At 69.6% G+C, this 24696-nt stretch carries 22 protein-coding genes; 8 read left to right on the top strand and 14 right to left on the bottom strand.

All coding sequences use genetic code 11. The annotated features are described in order from the left end of the window. Positions 1-179 precede the first annotated feature (179 nt). The 4 genes from atzF to E3T61_RS10590 are packed head-to-tail and all read right to left on the bottom strand — an operon-like array spanning position 180 to position 7085. Complete coding sequence (gene atzF / locus E3T61_RS10605) at positions 180-1982, bottom strand: allophanate hydrolase (protein ID WP_134640833.1); 1803 nt, start codon at positions 1980-1982, stop codon at positions 180-182. After that, positions 1979-5575, bottom strand: a complete 3597-nt coding sequence (uca, locus tag E3T61_RS10600) for an urea carboxylase (protein ID WP_134640832.1) — start codon at positions 5573-5575, stop codon at positions 1979-1981. The genes atzF and uca overlap by 4 nt, the downstream gene beginning before the upstream one ends. Then, a complete protein-coding gene (locus E3T61_RS10595) occupies positions 5572-6240 on the bottom strand; it encodes an urea amidolyase associated protein UAAP2 (protein WP_134640831.1) in 669 nt (222 codons plus the stop codon). The genes uca and E3T61_RS10595 overlap by 4 nt, the downstream gene beginning before the upstream one ends. Then, the gene (locus E3T61_RS10590; protein WP_134640830.1) at positions 6237-7085 is read right to left on the bottom strand and encodes an urea amidolyase associated protein UAAP1; all 849 of its coding nucleotides are present in this window, start codon (positions 7083-7085) and stop codon (positions 6237-6239) included. The genes E3T61_RS10595 and E3T61_RS10590 overlap by 4 nt, the downstream gene beginning before the upstream one ends. Positions 7086-7365: 280 nt before the next feature. On the opposite strand from E3T61_RS10590, the gene E3T61_RS10585 reads away from it, so the two are divergent. Continuing rightward, a complete protein-coding gene (locus E3T61_RS10585) occupies positions 7366-8868 on the top strand; it encodes a high affinity choline transporter 1 (RefSeq protein ID WP_134640829.1) in 1503 nt (500 codons plus the stop codon). Positions 8869-8961: 93 nt separating this feature from the next. Here E3T61_RS10585 and menD read toward each other — a convergent pair whose 3' ends face one another. Together menD and E3T61_RS10575 are read right to left on the bottom strand one after the other, a co-directional pair. Next, complete coding sequence (gene menD / locus E3T61_RS10580) at positions 8962-10755, bottom strand: 2-succinyl-5-enolpyruvyl-6-hydroxy-3-cyclohexene-1-carboxylic-acid synthase (RefSeq protein WP_134640828.1); 1794 nt, start codon at positions 10753-10755, stop codon at positions 8962-8964. Beyond that, a complete protein-coding gene (locus tag E3T61_RS10575) occupies positions 10748-11182 on the bottom strand; it encodes a PLD nuclease N-terminal domain-containing protein (RefSeq protein ID WP_134640827.1) in 435 nt (144 codons plus the stop codon). The genes menD and E3T61_RS10575 overlap by 8 nt, the downstream gene beginning before the upstream one ends. Before the next feature lie 70 nt (positions 11183-11252). On the opposite strand from E3T61_RS10575, the gene E3T61_RS10570 reads away from it, so the two are divergent. After that, on the top strand, positions 11253-11558 hold the full coding sequence (locus E3T61_RS10570; protein WP_241992507.1) for a DUF4229 domain-containing protein: 306 nt from the start codon (positions 11253-11255) through the stop codon (positions 11556-11558). Positions 11559-11606: 48 nt separating this feature from the next. Here E3T61_RS10570 and E3T61_RS10565 read toward each other — a convergent pair whose 3' ends face one another. The 3 genes from E3T61_RS10565 to E3T61_RS10555 form a co-directional block, all read right to left on the bottom strand. Further along, positions 11607-12509: a 1,4-dihydroxy-2-naphthoate polyprenyltransferase gene (locus tag E3T61_RS10565; RefSeq protein WP_241992506.1), complete on the bottom strand. Its 903-nt coding sequence runs from the start codon at positions 12507-12509 to the stop codon at positions 11607-11609. 206 nt (positions 12510-12715) lie between these two features. Then, positions 12716-13855 (bottom strand): AMP-binding protein, encoded by a 1140-nt coding sequence (locus E3T61_RS10560; protein ID WP_241992505.1) that lies wholly within the window; start codon positions 13853-13855, stop codon positions 12716-12718. Positions 13856-13863: 8 nt separating this feature from the next. After that, the gene (locus tag E3T61_RS10555; RefSeq protein WP_134640825.1) at positions 13864-14775 is read right to left on the bottom strand and encodes a 1,4-dihydroxy-2-naphthoyl-CoA synthase; all 912 of its coding nucleotides are present in this window, start codon (positions 14773-14775) and stop codon (positions 13864-13866) included. 187 nt (positions 14776-14962) lie between these two features. Here E3T61_RS10555 and E3T61_RS10550 point away from each other — a divergent pair, with 187 nt between their 5' ends. From E3T61_RS10550 to E3T61_RS10530, 5 genes are read left to right on the top strand one after another with little or no spacing between them, the layout of a single operon-like run. Continuing rightward, on the top strand, positions 14963-15316 hold the full coding sequence (locus tag E3T61_RS10550; protein WP_134640824.1) for a hypothetical protein: 354 nt from the start codon (positions 14963-14965) through the stop codon (positions 15314-15316). After that, positions 15313-16365, top strand: coding sequence for a sigma-70 family RNA polymerase sigma factor (locus E3T61_RS10545; RefSeq protein ID WP_134640823.1), 1053 nt, complete (start codon positions 15313-15315; stop codon positions 16363-16365). Before E3T61_RS10550 ends, E3T61_RS10545 begins: the two co-directional genes overlap by 4 nt. Positions 16366-16416: 51 nt before the next feature. Beyond that, on the top strand, positions 16417-16749 hold the full coding sequence (locus E3T61_RS10540) for a DUF7882 family protein (protein WP_104162844.1): 333 nt from the start codon (positions 16417-16419) through the stop codon (positions 16747-16749). Further along, positions 16746-17009 carry a hypothetical protein gene (locus E3T61_RS10535; RefSeq protein ID WP_134640822.1) on the top strand — a complete coding sequence of 88 codons (264 nt, stop codon included), beginning with the start codon at positions 16746-16748 and terminating at the stop codon, positions 17007-17009. The genes E3T61_RS10540 and E3T61_RS10535 overlap by 4 nt, the downstream gene beginning before the upstream one ends. 42 nt (positions 17010-17051) lie before the next feature. Further along, a complete protein-coding gene (locus tag E3T61_RS10530; RefSeq protein ID WP_134640821.1) occupies positions 17052-18101 on the top strand; it encodes an o-succinylbenzoate synthase in 1050 nt (349 codons plus the stop codon). Positions 18102-18317: 216 nt separating this feature from the next. Here the strand turns inward: E3T61_RS10530 and ccsB are convergent, their stop codons facing one another. From ccsB to E3T61_RS10505, 5 genes are read right to left on the bottom strand one after another with little or no spacing between them, the layout of a single operon-like run. Further along, positions 18318-19271 (bottom strand): c-type cytochrome biogenesis protein CcsB, encoded by a 954-nt coding sequence (ccsB, locus tag E3T61_RS10525; protein WP_134640835.1) that lies wholly within the window; start codon positions 19269-19271, stop codon positions 18318-18320. A 51-nt stretch (positions 19272-19322) separates the two neighbouring features. Continuing rightward, positions 19323-20996 carry a cytochrome c biogenesis protein ResB gene (resB, locus tag E3T61_RS10520; protein ID WP_134640820.1) on the bottom strand — a complete coding sequence of 558 codons (1674 nt, stop codon included), beginning with the start codon at positions 20994-20996 and terminating at the stop codon, positions 19323-19325. Then, positions 20980-21741 carry a cytochrome c biogenesis CcdA family protein gene (locus E3T61_RS10515; RefSeq protein ID WP_134640819.1) on the bottom strand — a complete coding sequence of 254 codons (762 nt, stop codon included), beginning with the start codon at positions 21739-21741 and terminating at the stop codon, positions 20980-20982. Before E3T61_RS10515 ends, resB begins: the two co-directional genes overlap by 17 nt. Positions 21742-21743: 2 nt before the next feature. Then, positions 21744-22349 carry a TlpA family protein disulfide reductase gene (locus tag E3T61_RS10510; RefSeq protein WP_134640818.1) on the bottom strand — a complete coding sequence of 202 codons (606 nt, stop codon included), beginning with the start codon at positions 22347-22349 and terminating at the stop codon, positions 21744-21746. Beyond that, on the bottom strand, positions 22346-22990 hold the full coding sequence (locus tag E3T61_RS10505; protein WP_134640817.1) for a histidine phosphatase family protein: 645 nt from the start codon (positions 22988-22990) through the stop codon (positions 22346-22348). The genes E3T61_RS10510 and E3T61_RS10505 overlap by 4 nt, the downstream gene beginning before the upstream one ends. Positions 22991-23069: 79 nt before the next feature. On the opposite strand from E3T61_RS10505, the gene aspS reads away from it, so the two are divergent. Next, a complete protein-coding gene (gene aspS, locus E3T61_RS10500) occupies positions 23070-24383 on the top strand; it encodes an aspartate--tRNA(Asn) ligase (protein ID WP_134640834.1) in 1314 nt (437 codons plus the stop codon). The last annotated feature ends 313 nt before the right edge of the window (positions 24384-24696 follow it).

Genomic DNA, 24696 nt, shown 5'->3' with positions numbered 1-24696 from the left:
CTGCGGGAACTCTGAAATGTCCATGCGGACGTCCTTTTCCCCGCCCTGAGCCGGCCCATGATGAAACGATGATCTGTCTCACCACAGGCTGACACTCAGGGTACGCCGGGCGCAATTGTCCGCACGGGCAACAGTTACGGCCGTCGGGCGAGGGGCGTGCGGGGCGGGGGCGGGCGGGGTCAGAGGCGGGCCAGGTGGGCCCGCCAGCCGCCGGTGACGGTGATGTCGGCGGCGGTTTCGGTGGCGATGGGCTCGCAGAGGAAGCCCTCGACCTGACGTCCGTCGGCCAGGCTTAGCCTGCCGATGGCCATGGGCTGCGGCAGCGCCGCCACGAACCGGCCGAAGGCCGCGGCGCCCAGCGCCCACAGTTCAACCTCGATCGGCGCGCCCGATCCCGGGGCCACCCGCACCAGGCCGGGTTTGGGCGGCACGGTGTCGAGGGCGAAGAGCCGGTAGTCGGCGGAGGTGGTCGTGGTTTCGAGCAGGCGGCCCGCCAGGGCGGTGAGCTGGTGGTTGAGCGGCTGGCCGGACAGGTGCGCGCCGGCCACGGCCAGCACGATCTCCTGCGGTTCCGCCTCGCCCCGTGCGGCAGGCCGCTCGGCCTCGGCCGGCACCGGGGCGGGCCGCTCGGCCTCGTCGTCGGCCAGGATGCGCCGGGCCAAGCCGGCCAAGCGGGCATCCGTGAACGCCGGGCCCACCAGTTGCACGCCGAAGTGGGTCTGGCCGACCATGCCGCCGGGCACGGCGATCGCGGCCAGGTCGAGCAGGTTGGCGAAGTTGGTGAACCGGCCGAGCCTGCTGTTCACCGCGAGGGGTTCGGCGGCCACCTCGGCCAGGGTGGGATGCTCCACGGTGGTGGGCAGCAGCAGGGCGTCGATGGTCGTGAAGACCTGACGGCTGACGGCGCGTTCGGTGTCGAGGGCCTCCAGATCGCTGAACAGGCGGTGCGCGGGCACGTCGCGGGCGCCGGCCACGATGGCACCCACGACCGGGTCGACCTCGTCGGGGTGCGCGTCCACGAAGGCGCCAACCGCGGCGTAGCGTTCGGCCACGAAGGCACCGTCGTAGAGCATCCTGGCGGTGCGCAGGAACGGCTCGATGTCGATCTCCACGAGGTCGGCACCGCCGGTGCGCAGCCGGCCCACAACGGCGTCGAACGCCTCGGCCCACCCGGGTGCGAGCTCGCCGAGCTGGCCGGGCCGCGGGATGCCGATGCGCGCGCCGGTACCTGACCCAGAAGCGGCGCCGGCGCCGGCGCCGCTGTTCGCCTCAGCGGATGCCTCACCCGGCGCCACCCGCGACTGCGGGTCGCGCGGGTCGAAGCCGGCCAACACGCCGGCCACGGATTCGGCCAGGTCGAGGTCACCGGCCAGCACGGTCACGCAGTCCAGCGACCGACAGGCGGGCACCACGCCGGCCGTCGAGACCAGGCCGCGGGTGGGCTTGATGCCCACCAGCCCGTGGAACGCGGCCGGCACCCGGCCGGAGCCGGCGGTGTCGGTGCCCAGCGCGAAGTCGACCAGGCCGAGCGCCACGGCCACGGCGGAGCCGCTGCTGGAGCCGCCGGAGATGTACTCGGGCCGGAACGCGTGCCGCACGGCGCCGTAGGGGCTGCGGGTGCCCACCAGCCCGGTGGCGAACTGGTCGAGGTTGGTGGCGCCCAGGCACACCGCTCCCGCGGCGCGGAGCCGGGCGACCGCCGTCGCATCCGTCTCGGCGACCTCGCCGTAGGCCGGGCAGGCGGCGGTGGTGACCATGCCCTGGATGTCGATGTTTCCCTTGGCCGCGAAGAGTAGCCCGGCCAGGGGAAGGTCGGCGCCGGCTCGCAGCAGGCGATCCACCTCGGCGGCCTCGGCGCCGACCTCCGCCTCCGGTCGCAGCTCGATCCATACCTCGGGCCGGTCGGCGGCGATGATGCGGGCGTAGGCGGCCCGAACGGCCTCCGTCGCAGTGACCGAGCCGGGTGTGTCCGTGCTGCTCATGCTGCCTCTTCCCGTTCGACGATCACCAGTACCGAGCCGGGAGCGACACTGTCGCCGGCGGCCGCCAGCATGCTCACCACCCGCCCGTCGAAGGGCGCCACCACGTGGGCCTCCATCTTCATCGCCTCGAGCGACACCAGGGTCTGCCCGGCGGCAACCGAGTCCCCCACGGCCACATCGAGCCTGAACACGCTCGCCGTGAACGGCGCCTCGACGCCCTCACAGCCCTCGGGCACCAGCACGGTGCCGGCCGCGAGAACCGGGGCCAGGGCCGCGGCGTCGTCCCTGTCGAACTCGCCGGACTCCTCCCAGGCATGCCGTTCGGCCGCGAACGCCTCCCCCTGCTGGGCGCGGAACTCGGCGATCGACTCGGCGTTCTCGGCGAGGAAGGCCTCGTACTCCTTCATCGAGAACTCGCCCTCCTCGATGCGGATGGGCAGCCGGCCGGCCTTCATCTCGGCGCGCATCTCCAGCAGGTCCTCCGGCAGCACCGGGTACCAGCTGATGCGGTCGAAGAACTTGAGCAGCCACGGCACCCCGGCGGCGAACGGCCCGCGCTGCGCGTGGGTGGACCAGATCGGCACCGTGCGCCCCACGAACTGGTAGCCGCCGGGCCCCTCCATGCCGTAGATGCACAGGTAGGCGCCGCCGATTCCCACGGCGTTCTGCGGCGTCCAGGTGCGCGCCGGGTTGTATTTGGTGGTCACCAGGCGATGCCGAGGGTCCAGCGGCGTCGCCACGGGCGCGCCCAGGTACACATCGCCGAGCCCCAGCACCAGGTATTCGGCCTCATAGACCGTGCGCATCACGTCGTCCACCGAGGCGACGCCGTTGATCCGGCGGATGAACTCGATGTTCCACGGGCACCACGGCGCGTCGTCCCGCACTCCGGACATGTACCTCTCGATGGCCTCCCGGGTGGCCGGGTCGTCCCACGACAGCGGCAGCGACACCGTGCGGCTGGGCACTGTGAGTTCGCTCGTGGCGGGCAGCCCGGCCTCCACGGCGGCCACGATGTCGAGCAGCTCCGGCAGCGGCAGCAGGTCTGGGTCCACGTGCACCTGCAGTGAGCGGATGCCGGGGGTCAGGTCGATGATGCCGGGCAGCTCGCCGGCGTCCCAGCGCTGTTGCAACACGGCGGCGAGCGCGTGCACGCGCATCCGTGAGGCCAGGTCGAGCACCATCTCGCCGTACTCGACGAGCAGGTTGGCGTCGCCGCTGCGGCGGAAGGTCATGGCCGGGCTGGTCGCCGTGGCGGGGAGGCTCTGCAGGACCCCGCCGTCCACGGTGGGTGCACGCCCGGCGGTGACGGCCAGGGTCGGGTCCAACCGCAGGGCGTAGGCCTGCTGGTCGTCGACCGGCACGAACTCCACGGTGTCGCCGGGGCGCAGCTGGCCGAGCTTCCAGAGCTGGCCGCTGGGCACCGTGGCGGGGCAGGTGAACCCGCCCAGGCTCGGGCCGTCCGGGCCGAGCAGGATCGGCAGATCACCGGTGTAGTCCACAGCGCCCACGGCGTACGGGGTGTCGTGGATGTTCGACGGGTGCAGTCCGGCCTCGCCGCCGTCGTTGCGTGCCCATTCGGGTTTCGGGCCGACCAGGCGCACGCCGGTGCGGGCGGAGTTGAAGTGCACGGCCCAGCGGGTGCTGTGGAACACCGCGATGTCGGCCTCGGTGAAGAACTCCGGGGCGGCGTGCGGGCCCTCCAGCGCCGCGATGCGCCACTGGGAGGTGAACACCGGACGCTCACGCACGGCCACCTCCCGGGGCGCGGCCACGGGGATCCGCTCGGCGAGCGCGATGATGTCGCCGGTGCGCAGGGCCCGGCCGGCGGCGCCACCCATCTCGCCCAGGTCGAAGGTGGCGGCGCTGCCGAGCACCAGCGGCACGTCCAGGCCGCCGGCCACGAGCAGGTAGCTGCGCATGCCGATGCTGGGCGTGCCGATGCTCAGTAGCGCGCCGGCCGGCACCGTCACCGGGCTCCACTGCGGCGCCTCGGCACCGTCGACGGTGAGCGGGGTGGGCGCGCCGGTGAGCATCACTGTGGCCTCGGTGTGGAAGCGCAGGGTGGGGCCCTGCATGGTGATCTCCAGGCCCGCCTCGCCTTCGGTGTTGCCGAGCGCCGTGTTGCCGAGCCTGAACGACAGGTCGTCCATCGGCCCCGACGGCGGGATGCCGACGGCCCAGTAGCCGGTGCGGCCGGGCCAGTCCTGGATGGTGCAGAGCAGACCGGACTTGACGACCTCGAACCGGCCACTGGTGTTGCGGATGCCGGCCAGGGTGTCGGTGGAGTGCCGGGCGGCCCGCACGTCGGGGTCGGCGGCGATCGAGCGCAGCAGCCCGAGGTTGGTGGCGACGCCGTCCACCCGCACCTCGGCGAGGGTGTCGGCGAGGGCCTGCCAGGCGGCCTCGCGGCTGTCGCCGTGGGTGATCACCTTGCTCAGCAGCGGGTCGTAGTGGGTGCTCACCTCGGCGCCGGCCTCGAGCCAGGAGTCGATGCGGGCGCTCTCGGGGTGGATCACCCGAGTGATGGTGCCGGCGCTGGGCAGGTTGCCCAGGTCGGTGTTCTCGGCGTAGACCCGGGCTTCGACCGCGAACCCTTCTGCGACCAGCGGAGTATGCACGACGGCCGTGTCGCCGAGCGCGAGGCGCAGCATCCACTCGACCAGGTCGATGCCGTAGACGGCCTCGGTGACCGGGTGCTCCACCTGCAGGCGGGTGTTCACCTCGAGAAAGGCGGCTTCCTGCCGCACCGGGTCGTAGATGTACTCCACGGTGCCGGCCGAGCGGTACCGCACGGATGCGCAGAGCCGCCGGGCGGCCTCGGCGATGCCGTCTCGCACGTGCGCGGGCAGATCCGGCGCGGGCGCCTCCTCCACCACCTTCTGGTTGCGGCGCTGCAGGCTGCAGTCCCGGTCGCCGATGCTCACGACGGTGCCGAGTCCGTCGCCGAAGACCTGCACTTCCACGTGCCGGGCGCCCACCACGAGGCGTTCCAGGAACACCCCGGCGGAGGAGAAGCTGGCGCCGGCGAGGCGGGTGACGTTCTCCCAGGAGCCGGAGAGGTCGGCGGCACTGTGACAGGCCTGCATGCCGATGCCGCCGCCGCCGGCGGTGGCCTTGAGCATCACCGGGTAGCCGATCTCCTCGGCCGCGGCGAGCGCGTGCTCGAGGCTGTCGAGCAGCCCGGTGCCGGCCAGCAGCGGCACCCCGGCGGCCGTGGCGGCGTCGCGGGCGGTGTGCTTGGTGCCGAACAGGTCGAGCTGCTCGGCGGTGGGCCCCACGAAGACGATGCCGGCGGCCTGGCAGGCGCGGGCGAAGTCGGCGTTCTCGGAGAGGAATCCGTAGCCCGGGTGGATGGCGCCGGCACCGTGTTCGAGGGCTGCGGCGATGATCAGGTCCCCGCGCAGGTAGCTCTCGGCGGCCGGCGACGGACCGAGCAGCACGGCGGTATCGGCCAGGTGCACGTGGGCGGCGCCGCGGTCGGCCTCGGAGTACACGGCCACGGTCTTCAGCCCCATGGCGCGGGCGGTGCGGATGATGCGCACCGCGATCTCGCCGCGGTTGGCGATCAGAACGGTGTCGAAGGCGCTCATGCGGGCACTCCGTCGCTGATGATCATCTCGGCCCGGCTCGGGTTGAAACCGTTGCAGGGGTTGTTGATCTGCGGACAGTTGGAGACCAGCACCAGGGTGTCCACCTCGGCGCGGAGCGACACGGCCAGTCCGGGCGCCGAGATGCCGTCCACGATGCCGAGCGCGCCATCCGGGTCGACGGGCACGTTCATGAACCAGTTGATGTTGGAGACCAGGTCGCGCTTGCCCAGGCCCCGGCGCGAGCCCTCGGCGAGGAAGTTCTCCACGCAGGCGTGCTGCGCCCAGGTGTGCAGGCCGTAGCGGAGGGTGTTGGACTCCTTGGAGCAGGCGCCGCCGAGGGTGTCGTGCCGGCCGCAGTCATCCGCGATGATCGTGAGCAGGGCGTTGGATTCGTTGTCGCGCAGCACGCTGCCCACTCTGAGGTAGACGCTGTCCTGCTCCTGCAGGGTGGCCTGGGCGCTGTAGGCCCTTGCGGTGTCGTCGGCCGCGTAGGCGAGGAAGTCGACGGCCTGGTTGCCGTCGAGGTCGACGATGGTGAGCACCTGGCCGGCCTTCAGCACGGCGGACCACGGCGCGCGGGCGGCGACGGTCTCGCGGGAGAGTTCGGCGCCGAAGTCCACGGTGGCGGGCACGGTGGCCGTGGCGGTGACGGTGGTCGCGGTCATTTCAGTCCCCTTGCGGTGAGGTAGTCGGCGGTGTTCACGAAGGCGCGGCGGCCCTCGGGGCTGGCGTTCCAGAGCGGGTCGGCCGGTGTTGTGGCGGTGTCAGTCCAGGCGAGCACCTCCAGCGCAGTCGAGGCGTAGTCGGGGCGGTCGTCGAGCGGATGCGCCGTGTTGGCGATGAGCACGATCACCGGCATCTCGGTGCGCAGGGTCACGCTGGCCCCGGCGGCGGCGCTGCCGGTGAAGCGGGGCCGGCCGTCGTCGTCGACCGTGACGCCCTGAAAGTAGGAGACGCTCGGCGGCAGGTCCCGCCGGCCGAGGCCGTTCTTCGCCCCGGCGAGGGCGAAGAGTTCCCGGCCGGCCGGTGTGGGGCCCTGGGCGGCGCCGTCGCCGTATCTGGCGGTGTTGCGCATCGCGGTGCTTGTGCCGAAGATCGTGTCGTGCCGGCCGGAGCTGTCGGCCACGACGGTGGCGAGCACCCGGCCCTGATCGGAGAGCAGCAGCTGGCCGGCCGCCGCGTAGACCTGCCACTGCACCTTGACGGTGTCGGCCACGTTCAGCCGTTCGAACGGCTGGTCGGCGTTGAAGAGCAGCACGTGGGCGCAGGCGTCACCGGCCAGGTCGGTGAGCCGCAGCGTGGTGCCGCGGGCGAGCACCCTGTGCGTGTAGCCGCCGCCCGCCACGGTCTCGGCCCAGACCAGCCTGTCGGTGTCGACGCCGGCCGTTGCGGGCCAGGCAGAGGCCGGACGGGCTGGCGCGGCCTCGACGAGAGTGCCCTCCTGGGCCCTGGCGTGCGCCCGGGCACCGGCGGTGGTCGACGTGGTCGACGGTGCGGTTTCTGCTGTCACGGTGGCTGCTCCCTATCCGGCGACCCGGTTTTCGATCACCTGATAGAAACTAAACCGCGGTGTCGCGTCGCCACCGTGTCCCCCGCGTTAACAGCGTGTTACGGGGCATCCGAGGCGGCGCACCCCCTTACCCGCGCGAGGGGTCACCGACCCCACTCCGGAGCCGGACGAGTTAACACGACCGTTGCAATCCGGAAAGACCACCGTGACAGTCAGCGGGCTGAATTGGGTTTATCGATCGGTTGACCGAAATCCAAGCCAGCGCCACGTCAGGAGCACAATGATCGTCATCGGGGTGGGCATCAGTGTCCTCATCGTCCTCATCGTCGGAATCGTCGTGGCCCGCAAGGTGGACGGCGACAGCGCGAACTACCTCGTCGCCGGCCGCAGCCTCGGCGTGCCCCTTGTGGCGGTGTCGCTGATGGCCGCGGCCGTCGACAGCAACGCCACCGTCGGGAACACCGACCTCACCTCCGGCTACGGATTCTGGGCCGGAGCGTCGCTGGCCATCGGCCTGGCGGTCTGCCTGCTGATCTCCGGGCTGTTCCTGGCCAAGCCGATGAACAAGCTGGGCCTGTACACGCTGGCTGACTTCTTCCGCCGCCGCTACGGCCGCGTCGTCGAGGTCGGCTCCTCGGTGATCATGATCTTCTCGTTCACCATCCTGCTGGCCGGCAACCTCGTCGCCGTCGGTTTCCTGCTCGAACGCTTCGCCGGCATCTCCTACGTCTGGGGCATCATCCTCTCGGTGTCCCTGGTGCTCGCGTACACGCTGGCCGGCGGCCTGTTCTCGGATGCCTACACCGCCGCCATCCAGACCGTCATCACCGTCGTGGCCTCGATCGCCTTGCTCGGCTGGGTGGTCATCAACTTCGGCATCATCGTGCCGGCCGGCATGGGCCCGTTTGACCTGGGCCAGCTCACCGACCCAGCCCAGGGCGCCCCGATCAACTGGGCCACGCTGATCTCGCTCGGCATCGGCGACCTCGTCGCCATCGACTTCATGCAGCGCATCTTCGCGGCGAAGTCGCCCCAGGTGGCCCAGAAGTCCTGCTTCTACGCGGCCGGCGGCACGTTCGTGATCGGCATCATCTACGCCCTGGTCGCCCTCACCACCACCGCGGCGCTCGGCCTCTCCACCGCTGACGGGCCGATCCTCTACACGCTGCTCGGTGATTACGCGCCGCCGCTGCTGGCGGTGCTGGTGCTCTCCGGCATCGTGGCGGCCTCGTTCTCCACCGCGGCCGGGGCCATCCTGGCCACCTCGGCCATCGCGGTGCGCAACATCTTCGGTGTGCGCCGCATCGTCTCCGGCGGCGCGGACCCGCTGCTGCGCTGGACCCGGGTGGCGATGGTTCCGATCGTCGTGATCGGCGTGCTGCTGGCGATCCGGGTCAGCCAGACCGGCATCCTGCTCACCTTCGCGTTCGACCTGATGCTGGCCTGCCTGGCCGCGCCGCTCGTGCTCGGGCTGTTCTGGAAGCGCCCAGGCGCCAGCGCCGTGATTGTGGGCGCCCTGCTCGGCTTCACCGTGCGCATCACCCTGCTGGCGCTCACCCCCACCATGTACGGCGTGCCCAACGACCTGTTCTACGTGCCGAACAGCCTGATCACGGTAGACCTCGACGGCTGGACCACGATGATCTCCGCCGTGGTGGGCATCGGCTCGTTCGTGCTCGTGGCGTTCCTGCACCCGCGCCCCGCGCGCGAGCAGGACCTCGAGCTGCAGGTGGCCCAGGAGCTCGACTCCGAGCAGGCCGCCCTCCTGGAGCCCACCCGCTAGCCTCACCCCTCGCGAACTGTGAGTTAAGCCCCAAAAACTAGCGTTTTTCGGGGCTTTTCTCACGGTTCGCGGATGGTGCGGGGAGGGAGGGGGCTAGCGGGCTAGCGGCACTTCCAGGATGGTCGGCTCGGCCACCGGGGCCGTGAGGGCGCTTTCCAGGGTGCTTCGGGTGGCGGCGCGGGTGTACGACCAGCCGTACGCGGCGGCCAGGGCCTCCAGGTTCACCCGGTGCGGGGTGAAGAGCACCCGGTCCACGGCGCTGGGCGCGGCTGTCGCCGCCACCTCGAGACCGTCGAAGATGGTTCCGCCGCCGTCGTTGCCGACCACCACCTGCAGCCGGGGCCGGGTTTCGCCGGGCGCGATCAGGAGCGACCCGGCATCGTGCAGCAGGGTGACGTCGCCGACGAGCAAACGGGTGGTGCCGGTCGACCGGGGCTCCGGGCCGGCCTGGCTGGCCAGCGCGATGCCCACCGCCGTGGCGATGGTGCCGTCGATGCCGGCCAGGCCCCGGTTGGCGTGCACGGGGATCTTCTTGCCGGTCACCCGGGTGTCCAGCTCACGGATCAGCCTGGACGCGCCGAGCACCAGGCGGTCGTGCGGCCAGGAGGCGCGCCAGAGCGCGTCGGCGAGGATCGCTCGGGTGACCGGGGCCTTCATCGCGGCGAACTCGGCTCGACTCATGCCGTGGGCGCCGAAGGGCGGGGCGTCGAGTTGGGTGTCCTGGGCCAGGATGTGCCGGCTCGCCATCACCCAGCGGCCCACCCAGGCGCGCGCCTCGCGGGTGCCCGCGACCTCGATCACCTCGTCGGTGACGGCGACGGCGCGGGCGAACCTGGCCACCCGGTGGCCGGGGTTGTACCACTCGAGGCCGGCCGGGGCCACGACGATGGTCTCCACATCCGCCCGCTGCACCAGCGCCGGGATCTCCCGGCTGAGGGTGGGGTGGCCGAACACGATCACACGCTGCACCTGGCCACCGAAATCGGTGTCCCCGAGCAGCTCGCGGTAGGCCACGATGAGGTTCGGGCCGAACCTGGCGCCGCTGGAGACCTCGGCGATCAGCGGCCAGCCGGCGCTGCGGGCCAGTTCTTCCGCGGCCGGGCCGGCTCCGGCTCCGGCCACGACGACGGTGCGGGGACCGGACGACACCACCAGGGGCGGGGCTTCGTCGCCGGCGGGCGACGACGCATCCGGTCGGTCCTGCCTGGCCGTACCGGCCGCGGCGAGGTCGGCCACCGACCTGTCAGCGGCGAGGTCGACGGCGGCGGAGAGCGGCTCGCGAAACGCCAGGTTCAGCTGCACCGCGCCGGGGTTGGCGGTCTGCGTGCCCATCGCCGCCCGGTAGGCCAGTCCGGCCAGGGTCGCAGCCGCCTCGGCCTCCCCGGCGGATCCGTCTGGAGCACTCACGTCCTGGCAGAGACGCACGGCGCCGGCGAAGATGCCCGGCTGCACTGTGGTCTGGTTCGAACGGATGCCGCGCAGCTCGGCGGGCCGGTCGGCGGTGAGCAGGATCATGGGCACGACCGAGTGATGCGCCTCGAGCACGGCGGGGTGCAGGTTCGCCACGGCGGTGCCGGAGGTGCAGGCCACGAGCGCGGGGCGGCCGCTCTCGATGGCGAGGCCGAGCGCGAGGAAGCCGGCGCCGCGTTCGTCGATGCGCACGTGCAGGCGGAGCAGGCCGAGGCGCTCGAACTCGGCGGCGGCCAGTGCCAGCGCCTGGGACCGCGACCCCGGGCTGAGCACGATGTCCTGCACGCCGAGTCGCACGAACTCGGCCAGCAGCGCCACGCTGAAGTCGGTGGCGGGGCTGCCGCTCTGAGCGATCTGGCGCGGGATGGCCGCGTCAGGCTGCGTGGTCGATCCGGTGTCCTGAGTGGTCTCAGGCATCCCGTCGGCCCGGCTGGTCGCCCTCACCGGGTTCGGTCTTCTTGGGGTCGACTCCGGCGGTGCCGGGGTGGGACGAGTCGTCGGCCGGCGGGTCCATCTTGTCGAAGTCGGCCAGCTCCTGCTCCAGGTCGCGGATGCGCCGTTCCTGGTCCTTGGCGCGATCCAGGCCGCGCAGGAAATCCGGGTCGTCGTCCGGAGCCATCGACCGGGTGACCCGGCCGCCGGTGCTCGCGGCGCTGCTGCGCCGGCCGCGACCGATCAGCAACCAGAGTACGGGACCAATCACGGGGAGCAGGATGATCACCAGGATCCACGCCCACCGGGGAATTCCGCGGATGCGATTGCGGTCGAAAACCGCGCAATCCACCGCCGCATAGACAGTGAGAATGACAACGACGACTCCGAGGCCGAACAACAGGCGGAACATGGTGCCAATTGTAGGCCGGTCAGCCGAGAGATCGGTGAGTACTCTCAGCAGCACGGTTTAAGCTGCAGGTATGAAAGCTGTTCCAGCGTGGTTGGTATTCACCGTGCTCCGCGTCCTGATGTTCGCCGTGCCGTTCGTGCTCCTGCTGGTACTGGGCATCGAAGGCTGGTTGGCGGCCCTGCTGGCCGCCGTTATCGGGCTGTGCCTGTCCTACATTTTCCTGCGCACCCCGCGTGACACCGTCGCCCGCGGCCTCTACGAGGTGCGGCACCGCGAGAAGGAACCCGTGCACCCGGACGCCGAGTCAGAGGACGCCGCGGTCGACCGTGCCGAGGCTGGAGCACCTCAGTCCGGCCAGTCCCCCACCGCGCCGTAGCCATCCGCTGACCCGCCTGCGGCAGGCCATCTGTTACCAGTTGCCCGGTTACAGCGCGAAGGCCAGCCCGAGCAGGATGCCGTAGAGCAGCGCCGCCATGCTGGTGAGCTTGAGCGCCAGGATCAGTTCCTTCGCTGTCTTCGCGGTCGCCACGATCAGGCAGGCCGGCAGCACCAGCAGCAGCACGAAGAACGTGAACCAGGCCAGCGGGTAGAACAGCGCGAAGAAGCCCACGATGGCAAACGGCACCAGCAGGAACACGCAGAATACGACGCGGGAGGCGCGGGCGCCGATCCAGACGGCGAGGGTGCGCTTGCCGGCGACCTTGTCCGGCTTGATGTCGCGCAGGTTGTTCACCATCAGCACGGCGCAGGCGATCAGCCCGATGGCCACGGCGCTCAGCCAGCTCTCCAGGTTGACGGTGCCCACCTGCACGTAGGTGGTTCCGACGGTGGCCACCAGGCCGAAGAAGACGAACACGAACAGCTCGCCAAGGCCCAGGTAGCCGTACGGCTTCTTGCCGCCGGTGTAGAACCATGCCGCCACGATCGCCAGGGCGCCCACCGCGAGCAGCCACCAGAACTGGCTCACGATCACGAGCACCAGGCCGGCGACGGCGGCAATGCCGAAGAAGCCCAGCGCCACGGTCAGCACGGCGCGGGGCTTGGCCGCTCCACCGCCGGTGAGCCGGGCCGGGCCGACCCGGTGGTTGTCGGTGCCGCGGATGCCGTCGGAATAGTCGTTGGCGTAGTTCACGCCGATCTGCAGGCTCACCGCCACCACCAGCGCGAGCAGTGCCCGCACCCAGTGGAACTCCCCGGCGCCGCCGGCCACGACGGCCGCTCCGGTTCCCAGCGCCACCGGCGCGATGGCCAGCGGCAGGGTGCGCAGGCGCGCACCGGAGATCCAGTCGCCCAGGCTGGCCGGCCCGCTGCGGGCGGGTCCGGTCACCGCACCGCTCTTCCGGGCCGGGTTGCCCGACTTCGCCGGGTTCTTCGGCCCGCCAGATGCCGACTTCCGGGCACCGGTCGGGCTGGTCTGACGGGGTTTCTGTTGTTTCGGCTCGTTCGGCCGCGCTCCATGTGCCACGACCTCATGCTACTGGCCGCATCCGGGCGGCGGCCGAGGTGCCCAGCCGGCCGGCACGGTGAGGCGGTTCAGCGCCCGACGAGCCTTTCCACGGCTTGCCGGTCCGGCTTTCCGGACGCCAGCAGCGGCACGGTCCCGACCGTCACGATCCGGGCCGGCCGGGCGGCGCGGCCGAGCTCTGCGGCCACGGCGGCGCGCACGGGTTCCAATGCCGGCGCTTGGTCCGCGGCCAGCACGACCACCCCGGCCTGACCCCAGACCGGGTCGTTCGCGCGCACCACGAGGGCGTCACCCAGGCCGGGGAGCGTGCGCACCAGGGCCTCCACGGCGTCGAGGGACACCTTCTCTCCTCCGGAGATGATCACGTTGTCGGCCCGGCCGGTGACGCTCACGGTGCCGTCCGCGCCGACCGCGCCCAGGTCGCCCGTGCGGTACCAGCGCACACCCTGGTCGTCCACGAACCTCTCGCGGGTGCGCTCCTCGTCGTCGAGGTACCCGTCGGCGAGCACCGACCCGCTGATCTCGAGTTGGCCGTCGACGGCGCGCACCACGGTGTTGCCGATCGGCACGCCGTCGTACACGCACCCGCCGGCGGTCTCCGACGAACCGTAGGTGCGCAGCACCCGGATCCGGAGCCGTTCGGCCCGCTCGATCAGGGCAGGAGCGACGGCCTGGCCGCCCACGAGGATGCCGGTGAACCGCCTGAGCACGGCCAGCATCGCCGGGTCGGTCTCCGCCGCATCCAGCAGCCGCGCCAGTTGCACGGGAACCAGTGAGGTGAATCTCAGTGGTTCGACGAGCCAGCCGGCGTAGGCGGCGAATTCGGCTGGGTCGAAGTGCCCGGGCGGAAGCAGCACGGGCTCGGTGCCGGCAGCGATCGACCGCACGAGCACCTGCACCCCGGCGATGTAGTGAGCCGGCAGGGCGAGCAGCCACTGGCCGTCGCCGCCGAGGGCGACGCTGGACGCCGCCGCGGAGGCGAGCAGCGCGTCGGTGCTGAGCATCACCCGTTTGGGCGCGGCCGTCGAGCCCGACGTTTCGATCACCACCGCCACCCGGCGTGGCACCGGTCCGAGACTCTCGCGGTCGGTGCCGGTCTCGCCCGCCGGCACCGGCAGCAGCGCCTCATCGGTGGCGGAGAGCGCCAGGCGCAACTCCGCCAGGACGTGCAGGGGGTCACCGACGGGGACGACGCGAACGGGCCTCACGGATGCGCCTAGAACTGCCAGGGGTACGGCGACCAGTCCGGTTCGCGCTTCTGAAGGAACGAATCCCGCCCCTCGACGGCCTCGTCGGTGCCGTAGGCCAGGCGGGTGGCCTCGCCCGCGAACACCTGCTGGCCGACCATGCCGTCGTCGACGGCGTTGAAGGCGAACTTGAGCATCCGGATGGCTGTGGGCGACTTGGTCAGGATCGTGCGCGCCCAGTCCAGCGCCTCGTTCTCCAGCTGGGCGTGCGGCACGACCGCGTTGATGGCGCCCATCTCCAGTGCGCGCTGGGCCGAGTACTCCCTGGCGAGGAAGAAGACCTCCCTGGCCGCCTTCTGGCCGACCTGGCGGGCGAAGTAGGCGCTGCCGTAGCCGCCGTCGAAGGAGCCGACATCGGCATCCGTCTGCTTGAACTTGCCGTGCTCGGCGCTGGCGATGCTGAGGTCGCAGACCACGTGTAGGGAGTGCCCGCCGCCGGCCGCCCAGCCCGGGATCACGGCGATGACGACCTTGGGCATGAAGCGGATCAGACGCTGCACCTCGAGGATGTGCAGGCGGCCGCCCCTGGCCTTGTCGATGCCGCTTGCGGTCTCGCCCTCGCCATACTTGTAGCCGTCGCGGCCGCGGATGCGCTGGTCGCCGCCTGAGCAGAACGCCCAGCCGCCGTCTCGCGGACTCGGGCCGTTGCCCGTGAGCAGCACCACGCCGATGTGCGGATTGGTGCGGGCGTCCTCGAGGGCGGCGTAGAGCTCGTCGACGGTTTGCGGCCGGAAGGCGTTGCGCACCTCTGGGCGGTTGAAGGCCACTCGGGCGATGCGACCGGTGAGGTCGTGGTGATAGGTGATGTCGGCGAGAGAGCCGAAGCCCGCCACCGAACGCCACTGGGTCGGGTCGAAGATCTCTGAAACCAGTTCGGGCATGGGATCAGCCTACGCGTCAGGCTCCTGCTCCTCGTGGGGCAACCGCACGGGGTGGGAACCTGGGACCGCTCACACGAGACATGAGGGCTATTCAGGTGTACCTCCTCGGCGGCATGCACGTCAACCCCTTGAACGCGTGTAATGCCGAGCTGTGTACTTATCTCACCCGAAAGACCTGGAGGTGGTCATGTTTTCTAACAGCCCCTCGGCACCCGACACCGCGTTACCCGAACACGCACCCGTCACCAGCGCCGAAACCCACACAGCTCTTGCTCAGAACCCGATAGTCAGCCCCCGCAACACCGCCGGAAACACAGTCGTTGACCTCGCGGACGTTGAGATCACCGAGCTGTCCCCCACCGAATGGCGCGTCGCGGATCATGCCATCGAGCATGACGACCCGACCGCGCTGCTCGGCTTCATCCAGATCGTGGGAAGCGCCTTCGAGGTGACCAATCTCGGTCGCCCGCGCGAACGTGCCTACTTCACTTCCTTTGACCGCGCCACCGCCAGTCTTCTTACCCGGGGGGTCCTCGCATGACAACCATCGTCCAGACGCCAACGACTCGAACCACCCAGAAAGCCGTGAAGGCGCCTGCCGCGCCGCCGGCCGAGCCCACCGCCTCGTCGTACTCCCCGTCGGCCGCCGCAAGCGCCGCCGCCACCTCCAGGTACAGCCGGGCGTCCACGGATGCCTTCGGCGACTACCTGCGCCGCATCGGCAAGGGTCCGCTGCTCTCGGCCGAGGACGAGGTGACCCTGGCCCGCAAGATTGAGGTGGGCCTGTTCGCCGAAGAGAAGATCAACCGGGCCGACGCCGACGGAGACCCGGTGAACCCCGAGTTCAGGCGCGAGCTGATGACCCTGGTCTTTGAGGGCCGGCGCGCGAAGAACCACTTCATCGAGGCCAACCTGCGTCTCGTCGTGAGCATCGCCAAGCATTACTCGGGCCGTGGCGTACCGATCATGGACCTGGTGCAAGACGGCAACATCGGTCTGGTGCGGGCGGTGGAGAAGTACGACTTCATGACAGGCTTCAAGTTCTCCACCTACGCGACCTGGTGGATCCGCCAGGCTATCCACCGCGGTATGGCCGACAAGTCGCGCATGATCCGCATCCCGGTGCACACCGCCGAGAAGCTCAACAAGATCAAGCGCATCCGTCGTGACCTCACCAGCACCCTCGACCGGGAACCGACGCTCAAGGAGATCGCCGAGCTGTCGCAGATCGCTGTGCGCGATGTGTCCCGTCTGTTGCAGTACGACAACGAGCCCATCTCGCTGCACGCCCCTGTCGGCGACGGCATCGGGGACATCGCCGAACTGATCATCGATGACGACCTGCCCCAGCCCGATGAGTGCGCCACGATCACGCTGCGGGCGGCCGACATCACGTTCTATCTCGACGCCCTGCCCGACCGGGAACGGTCCATCCTTACGGCCAGGTTCGGCCTGACCGGTGAAGAGCCGCGAACCCTCGACCAGATCGCGGTGATCCAGGGTGTCACTCGGGAGCGGGTGCGGCAGATCGAGAAGCGTGCTTTGGCCCTCCTAAAGGTGCCACGACTCGAGCGATATCTCAGAGACTAGAGGCCGAAACCGGCGTAGCGTAACACCAACCCCTATCAACGGAGTGGTGCAATGGGCAAGCTGACTTACGATTCAAGCCTCACGGCGGATTTCGATGATCGGGTGCTCGCGCACATCCAGGTGGTGATCGGTGCCAAGCTACGCCGGGGTGAGTGCTTCTACTTCACCTGGCGTGACGATCCTCAGGGCGGTGACGGCCGGAGCACCATCTGGATGCATCCGAGCATCCCGTTGGCGTACAAGTACTTCGGCGGTCGTTCGCCCAGCCTCAACCGGGACTGGATCGAGGCGCTGATGCTGACCGCGAACTCGTCCGGCGGCCTGCAGATCGTGCCGGAGCCGCACCGGCTCGGCACCACGTCGAACGGGAAGGATGACTCGTGAGCCGCATCGACATCGTCTACGGCGGCAAACCGTACACCCTCGGCGACCGCACCCTCGAGTCGTTGCGTACCGAGATCACCGATGCGGTGACGTCGGGTGTGCCCGCCTGGCTGCGGGTGAACAGTGGTGCCGGCCGGTACCAGGATGCCTACCTGCTGATCTCCCCCAGTACCGCGATCGCCATTGTGGACGTGCAGCCCAACGGCCCCGATGTGGCGCTGAGCGAAGAGCAGACCTTCGTGGCCGATTCGACCGAATGAGCAGGTCGGAGTCGGGCCCGCGGATGCTGGCACACTAGAGCCATGCTCCCTTCACTGCACGACGTGCTCGCCACCGCCCGCGTGGTCGACCTTCCCCTTGTCACCGGCTTCCGCGGTCTCACCAGCCGCGAGGCCGTGCTGATCGAGGGGCCGGCGGGCTGGACCGAGTTCTCCCCCTTCGCAGAGTACGACGACGAGGAGGCCGCTGCCTGGCTGCGCGCCGCCCTGGAGTTCGGTTGGGAGGAGACCCCGGCGATCAAGCGCGACCGGATCCCGGTGAATGCGACGGTTCCCGCGATCGACGCGGCGGACGTTCCTGCGCTGCTGGCCCGGTTCCCCGGCTGCCGCACGGCCAAAGTGAAGGTCGCCGATCCCGGCCAGACCCTCGCCGAAGACGTGGAGCGGGTGCGCGCGGTGCGCAAGGCCCTCGGCGCCGAAGGGCGAATCCGGGTGGACGCGAACGGGCTCTGGAACTTGGACGAGGCCGAGCACGCCATCCACGCCCTGGCCGAGTTCGACCTCGAGTACGTCGAGCAGCCGTGCGCGTCGATCGACGAACTCGCCGAGATCCGCCGGCGCACCGACTACCTCGACCTGCCGATCGCGGCCGACGAGAGCGTGCGCAAGGAATCCGACCCGCTGCTGGTGTCGCGCTCCGGTGCCGCGGATCTCCTGGTGGTCAAGGTGCAACCGCTCGGCGGCATCCGCGCGGTGCTCGCGATTCAGGCCGAGACCGGCCTGCCGCTCATCGTCTCCAGCGCCCTCGACACCTCGGTCGGCATCTCGATGGGCGCGTTCCTCGCGGCCGCCCTCCCCGAACTCGACTACGACTGCGGGCTGGCCACGGCGTCGCTTCTGGCCGCGGATGTGACCCGGGAGCCGCTGCTGCCGGTCGATGGCAGCATCCCCGTTCGACGGGTGGTGCCGGATGCCNATGTGACCCGGGAGCCGCTGCTGCCGGTCGATGGCAGCATCCCCGTTCGACGGGTGGTGCCGGATGCCGACCTGCTCGACACCTACGCTGCCGGCCCCGAGCGCCGCGACTGGTGGCTCGCCCGGATCACCCGCGTGCACGCGCTGCTCGCCGACTGACCGACCGGTTTCGCGCTGCGCGGGCAAGGCGCCGCTATGCGGGTGGCGCGCCACCCGCATAGCGGCGCTGCACCCGCGCACGTCACGAGGTCTCGACAAGCTCGACCAGCGATCGGTCGCGATCCACNGCGCTGCACCCGCGCACGTCACGAGGTCTCGACAAGCTCGACCAGCGATCGGTCGCGATCCACGCACGCGTCGCGATCGGACCGGCGGTTAGAGGCCCGAGTAGGCGTGCAGGCCCTTGAAGAAGACGTTCACGATGCCGAAGTTGAACATCACCGCGGCGAAGCCGATGATGGCCAGCCAGGCCGAGCGCGATCCGCGCCAGCCGCGGGTGGCTCGCGCATGGATGTACCCCGCGTAGATCACCCAGATGATGAAGGTCCAGACTTCTTTGGTGTCCCAGCCCCAGTACCGGCCCCAGGCGCGTTCGGCCCAGATCGACCCGGCCATCAGGGTGAAGGTCCAGAGGATGAAGCCGATGATGTTGACCCTGTAGGCCAGGTTCTCCAGGGTGAAAGCGGACGGCAGCGTCTGGAGGAACTTGAGCCGGCCGGGCTTGGCGGTGCCGACGCGTTCCTCGCGGCGTGCCTGCAGCAGCTGCACGAACGAGAGCGCGAAGCCCAGCGCGAAGAAACCGGTGCCCAGCGACGCCACGAACACGTGGATGACGAGCCAGACCGACTGCAGCGCCGGCGGCAGTGGGGCGACCTCCACGTAGTACTGCAGGGCGCCGATGCCGAGCAGGATCAGGACCAGCCCGCTGACGAAGGTACCGAGGAACCGCAGGTCGGTGCGGGTGAGGACGATGAGGAACACTGTGACGATCAGCAGTGTGCCGGTCATCGCGAACTCGTACATGTTGGCCCACGGCACCCGCTCGGCGGCGATGCCGCGGAGCACCGCGGCCACCAGGTGCAGTCCCCAGGCCAGGACGATGAGCGAGACGCCGACGCGCAGGCTGGCGGAGCGGCCGTACGGGGTCGCCGCGTCGTTGGCGATCCGGGCACTGATGCGGGTGAGCGTCGTGGTGCTGCCGGCGGCAACCGCGCCGGCCACCGAGGCCTCGTCGGCCGCGCCGGCGGGCCGCTCGGCCGAATCCACGGCGGAGCTGCGCTTGGCCAGGTCGATCGCGAAGGCGATGAACGCCAGCGCATAGACGGCCATGGCCGAGTACAGGCTGAGGATCGAGAGCTCGTTCAGATTCACTTTTACAGCCTAAGCGGGTTCGACGGGTTTGACGACCGAGGCTGAACGTTCCAGCAGAGCCGCGTGCCGGTCGGCGAGAGCGGTCACCGCCGACTCCAGGCCGGGGTCCTCGCCGCGGGCGAGGCCGGCGTATTCGAGGCGCACCGACCCATCCGCCTGCTCGACGGCCTTCACCCAGAGCCGGCGGCGGGGCACGAACAGCGACGTGAGCAGCCCGCCGAGCACCAGCACTGCGAACAGGAGCACCCAGCCCTGGGTGGGGTCGTGGTGGATGTCGAAGGAGGCGAACCGTGGCACCGAATCCGAGTAGTCCCCCGCGGCGGCGTCCGGGGAGGCGTTCTCGAAGGTCACCGAGCCCAGTCCGTTCGGCAGCTCCTGCGTCTCGCCGGGCTTCAGCTCCAACGGCTTGATGTCGCTGGTGCGGGTGGCCAGCGGCTCCATGGTGTCGGTGTCGAGGGCGTAGACCGAGGTGGGAACACCGTCGTCGAGTCCCAGGTCGCCCGCATAGACGTTGAGGGTGAGCACCGGGTACTCCAGGTCGGGGAAGCTGGAGAAGTAGGAGCCGGTGGTGGTCTCGTCCTGGGTCGGGTAGAAGAAACCGACCAGGCCCACCTGGTCTGCCAGGCCGTCCGGCACCTTGACGATGCCCAGCGACGTGAGGTTGGCGTCCTGCGGCAGGAACGGCACGGAGTCGGTGAACACCACGGTGCCCTCCGGGTCCTTGACCGTGATCGTGGGCGCATAGCCGTTGCCGAGCAGGTAGACGCTGGTGCCGCCGGTGCGAAGCGGGTCGTTGACCCGCACTGCGCCGTCTTTCGCGTCGCCGCCGCGCGGGGTCACCGTGACACCGGCGGTGAAGTCGACGGGCTGGCCGAACGCCTCGAGGTTCGCGGTCTCGTAGCTCACCTCGAAGTCGTCGAGGGTGAGCGTGTACGGGTCGAGTTCGGTGTCGTTGAAGAACCGGCCCGGGTTGAACGAGTCATAGGCCAGCAGCGTGTTCACGAAGGTCTGGCCCTCTACGAGCACCCGCTGGCCGCTGAAACCGAAGCCGCTGCCGAAGCCGACGACCACGAGCAGGCCCACCAGGGCGGAGTGGAAGACCAGGTTGCCGGTCTCGCGCATGTAGCCGCGCTCGGCCGAGGCCGAGAATTCCTTCGGGCCGTCGAACAGGGCCACCCGGTACCGACCCTGTTTGAGCAGGGTGCGGGCGGATGCGACGGCGGTGGCGGCATCCGTGCCCGCGGGAGCGCTACGGGTGGTGAAGCCGGCCAGCCGGGCAAGCCGCGCCGGGGTCTTGGGCGGCTTGGCGCGCAGGGCCTGCAGGTGGTGCTTGGTGCGGGGAATCACGCAGCCGATCAGCGAGACGAACAGCAGCAGATAGATAGAGGAGAACCAGGCCGACGCGTACACGTCGAACGCCTGGATCTTGTCGAGGATCGGCGCGAGGTCGGGATTGTCGGCGAAGTACTGGGTGACGCCGTTCGGGTCGGAGCTGCGCTGGGGCACCAGCGAACCGGGAACCGCCGCGATGGCGAGCAGCAGCAGCAGGAACAGGGCTGTGCGCATGCTGGTGAGCTGGCGCCAGAACCAGCGCAGGGTGCCGACGAAGCCGAGCTTGGGTTGGCTGATGCCGTCGCCGGAGGGCGCCGGAGCGGAGTCGATGTGGTCAGATGGCCGGGACATAACTGCCAATCACCCCTTGCAGGTTCAGGAGCCAGGCATTCCACACGCCGCTCACCATGAGCACCCCGATAACGATCAGGAGCACGCCGCCGAACAGGTTGATTGCCCGCACATGACGCTTGAGAAAGGCTACGGCCCCGGTGGCCCAGTTCAGGCCCAGGGCGATCAGCAGGAACGGGAGGCCGAGGCCGAGCGCGTAGAACAACGCCAGCAGGCCGCCCTGCCAGGGCGAGCCGGTGCTCAGGCTGAGCGAGTTGATGGCCGTGAGCGTGGGTCCGGTGCACGGGGTCCAGCCCACCGCGAAGACCGCGCCGAGCACGGGCGCGCCGGCCAGGCCCATCCGTGGCCGCCAGGAGGACTTGACGGTGCGCTGCATGGCACCGAACTGGCCGACGAAGACCAGGCCGAGCAGGATCACGATCGCGCCGGCGATGCGGGTGATCAGGTCACGGTACTGGTTGAGCCAGAATCCGGCGAAGCCGAACACTACGCCGGTGAGCACGAAGACCAGGGTGAAGCCGAGGATGAACAGGGCCACACCGAGCAGCAGCCGGTTGCGGCCGCGGCGGGCGGATAGCTTCGATCCCCCGCTGCCATCGGCGAAGCCGCCGATGTAAGCGAGGTAGCCGGGCACGAGCGGCAGGATGCACGGTGACGCGAAGGACACCAGGCCGGCCAGCACCGCGATCGGGATCGCCAGGAACAGTTGCCCGCTGAAGACGATCTCGCCGAAAGGATTGCCCACGCCTAGCCGTCCTCGGCAATCGTGTCTTCGATCAGCGTCTTGAGGATGGACGGGGAATTGACCTGGCCGAGGATGCGGGCGGCGACCCGGCCGGAGGAGTCCAGCACCAGCGTGGTGGGCACGGCGTTGGGCGGGATACTGCCGCTGAAGGCGAGTTGCATACCACCGTCGTCGACGTCCATCACCGACGGGTAGCTGATCTCGTAGGCCTCGTTGAAGGCGATGGCGCTTGCGGCCTGGTCGCGCACGTTGACGCCGAGGAAGCTGGCGCCCTGGTCGGCGAACTGCTCGCTGATCTTCTTGAGGTCGGGGGCCTCGGCCCGGCAGGGAGCACAGCTGGCGTACCAGAAGTTGACCACGAGCACCTCACCGGCGTAGTCGGCGGAGCTGACGGTGGAGCCGTCTTCGAGGGTGCCGTCGAACTCCACGGACTCGCCGCGTTCGTCGGCGGGGATCTCCGTGACGCTGCCGTCACCGGCGATGTAGCCCTTGCTGCTGCCTTCCCGGTACTGGTCGGCGAGCGAGTCCCCGCTCGTGCAGCCGCTGAGGGCGAGGGCAACGGTGACCAGGCCGGCGAGCGCCAGAGGCCGCAGGCGTGCGCGGCTCACACTGCACCCACATCGTTGGCGGGTACCAAAAGGGCCGCGGCGGGGCTCGTGTAACCGATCTCCGCGGGCACATTGCCGCCGAGCGACAGCGTGGTGATGCTGGACAGGTCGCAACGGCGTTTGCGCGGGTCGTGCGCCAGGCGTTCCTGGGCCAGACTGCGGTGCACCATCCAGATCGGCAGCTGGTGGCTGACCAGAACGACGTCGCCCTCGTCGACGGAGTGGAACGCGTCGTCGATGGCGGCCAGCATCCGGGTGGAGATGGAGCGGAACGGTTCGCCCCAGCTGGGCCGGGCCGGGTTCACCAGGCTGGGCCAGTTGCGCGGGTCGCGCAGGGCACCGCCTGGGCCGCGCATCCGCTTGCCTTCGAACCGGTTCGTGGGTTCGATGATGCGCTCGTCGAGGTGGATCGGAAGGCCGAAGGCCGCCATGATCGGGGCCGCGGACTCCTGGGTGCGCTGCAAAGGCGACGCGATGACCCGCACGATGGGGCGCTTGCGCTCGACGAGGTCTGCGGCAGCCGCCTCGGCCATCCGCTGCCCCAAATCAGACAGTCGAAAGCCGGGAAGTCTGCCGTAAAGCACGCGCTCGGGGTTGAAAACCTCACCGTGCCGCACGAGATGTACTTGGCTAGCTACCACACGCTCCAGTCTACGGAGGGGCCACCCGCGAATTCGCCGAGAGCTGTGCGGCTAAACTTCAGGGGTGAATGCTCGCGTACTGATAAAGAACCTTGCCGCCCTCGACGACGGTCTCGTTTCCGTGTCCGGGTGGGTCGAAACCGTCCGAGACCAGAAGAAGGTGCAATTCGTCGTTCTGCGAGACGAATCCGGCGCGGTGCAGCTGGTCAATCCGCGCACCACGGATGCCGAGGGTGTTGTCGTCGACGACGAGCCGGCCACCACCATCTCCGGTCTGTCCCAGGGCAGCTTCGTCACCGTGACCGGCCAGCTCAAGCACGACGAGCGGGTCAAGCTCGGCGGCATCGAGATCAAGCTCGCCTCGCTCGAGGTTGTCACGCACGCCATCCCGGAGACCCCGATCGCGGCGGACTCCAGCCTGGACAAGCGCATGGACTGGCGTTTCCTCGACCTGCGCCAGCCCAAGTCGAGTCTCATCTTCCGCATCCAGACCACGTTCGAGCACGCTCTGCGCACGTACTGGATCGAGAACGACTTCATCGAGCTGCACACCCCGAAGCTGATGGCCAGCGCGAGCGAGTCCCGCGCCGAGCTGTTCGAGGTGGAGTACTTCGACACCAAGGCCTACCTCGCGCAGAGCCCGCAGTTCTTCAAGCAGATGGCCCAGTCCTCCGGCTTCGGCAAGATCTTCGAGGTGGGGCCGGCGTTCCGGGCCGACCCGTCGTTCACCAGCCGGCACGCCACCGAGTTCACCAGCGTCGACTCCGAGATCAGCTGGATCGACAGCCACGAAGACGTCATGCAGCTGCACGAAGAGCTGCTCGTGGCCGCGTTCACCGCGGTCAAGGCGAAGCACGGCGAGGAGGTGCTCGCGCTGTTCGGCGTGGAGGTCACCGTGCCGAGCACGCCGTTCCCGCGCATCCCGCTGGCCGAGGCCAAGGAGATCGTGAAGAGCCGCGGCTACGAGGTTCCCCGCGACGACGACGACATGGACCCGGAGGGCGAGCGTCAGATCGCAGCGTACGTCGCCGAGACCTACGGGCACGAGTTCGTGTTCCTCACCGACTACGCGTCGAGCATCCGCCCGTTCTATCACATGCGCCACGAGGGCGACGCGAGCCTCACGAACAGCTACGACCTGATCTTCAACGGCACCGAGATCTCCACCGGCGCGCAGCGCGAGCACCGCATCGACGTGCTCACGGAGCAGGCCATTGAGAAGGGCGTGGACCCGGCCGAGATCGCCGGTTACCTCGACTTCTTCCGCTATGGCGTGCCGTCTCACGGCGGTTTCGGCATGGGCCTGGCCCGCGTGCTGATGCTGATGCTGCACCAGGCATCCATCCGCGAGGTCACCTACTTGTTCCGCGGCCCGACCCGCCTGGAGCCGTAGCCCGCAACTCCCACACACGAATCGCGCCTGTCCCCTGGACAGGCGCGATTCGTTGTTAACCCCTCCGTTCGAGTCCCGTGCGACGCTACCGTCCCGCTATTCGCCTGGGCACGAACGGTGTTTGAAAAGAATTCTTGAGAAGACCAAACCATTTCTGGGCTGGGGCCGAACCACATGCATACCAAGCAAGTCCCCCACACATTCCACAGCAAAGGATCACATCATGCGCAGCTTCACCAAGACCGCACTCGGACTGACCACCGCCGGCCTGCTCATCACCGGCCTCGCCGCCTGCTCCATGGACGAAGGAACC

It is taken from the genome of Cryobacterium lactosi (assembly GCF_004403945.1).
In the GTDB taxonomy this organism is placed as follows: domain Bacteria; phylum Actinomycetota; class Actinomycetes; order Actinomycetales; family Microbacteriaceae; genus Cryobacterium; species Cryobacterium lactosi.
This window is presented reverse-complemented; position numbering and strand designations above follow the sequence as displayed.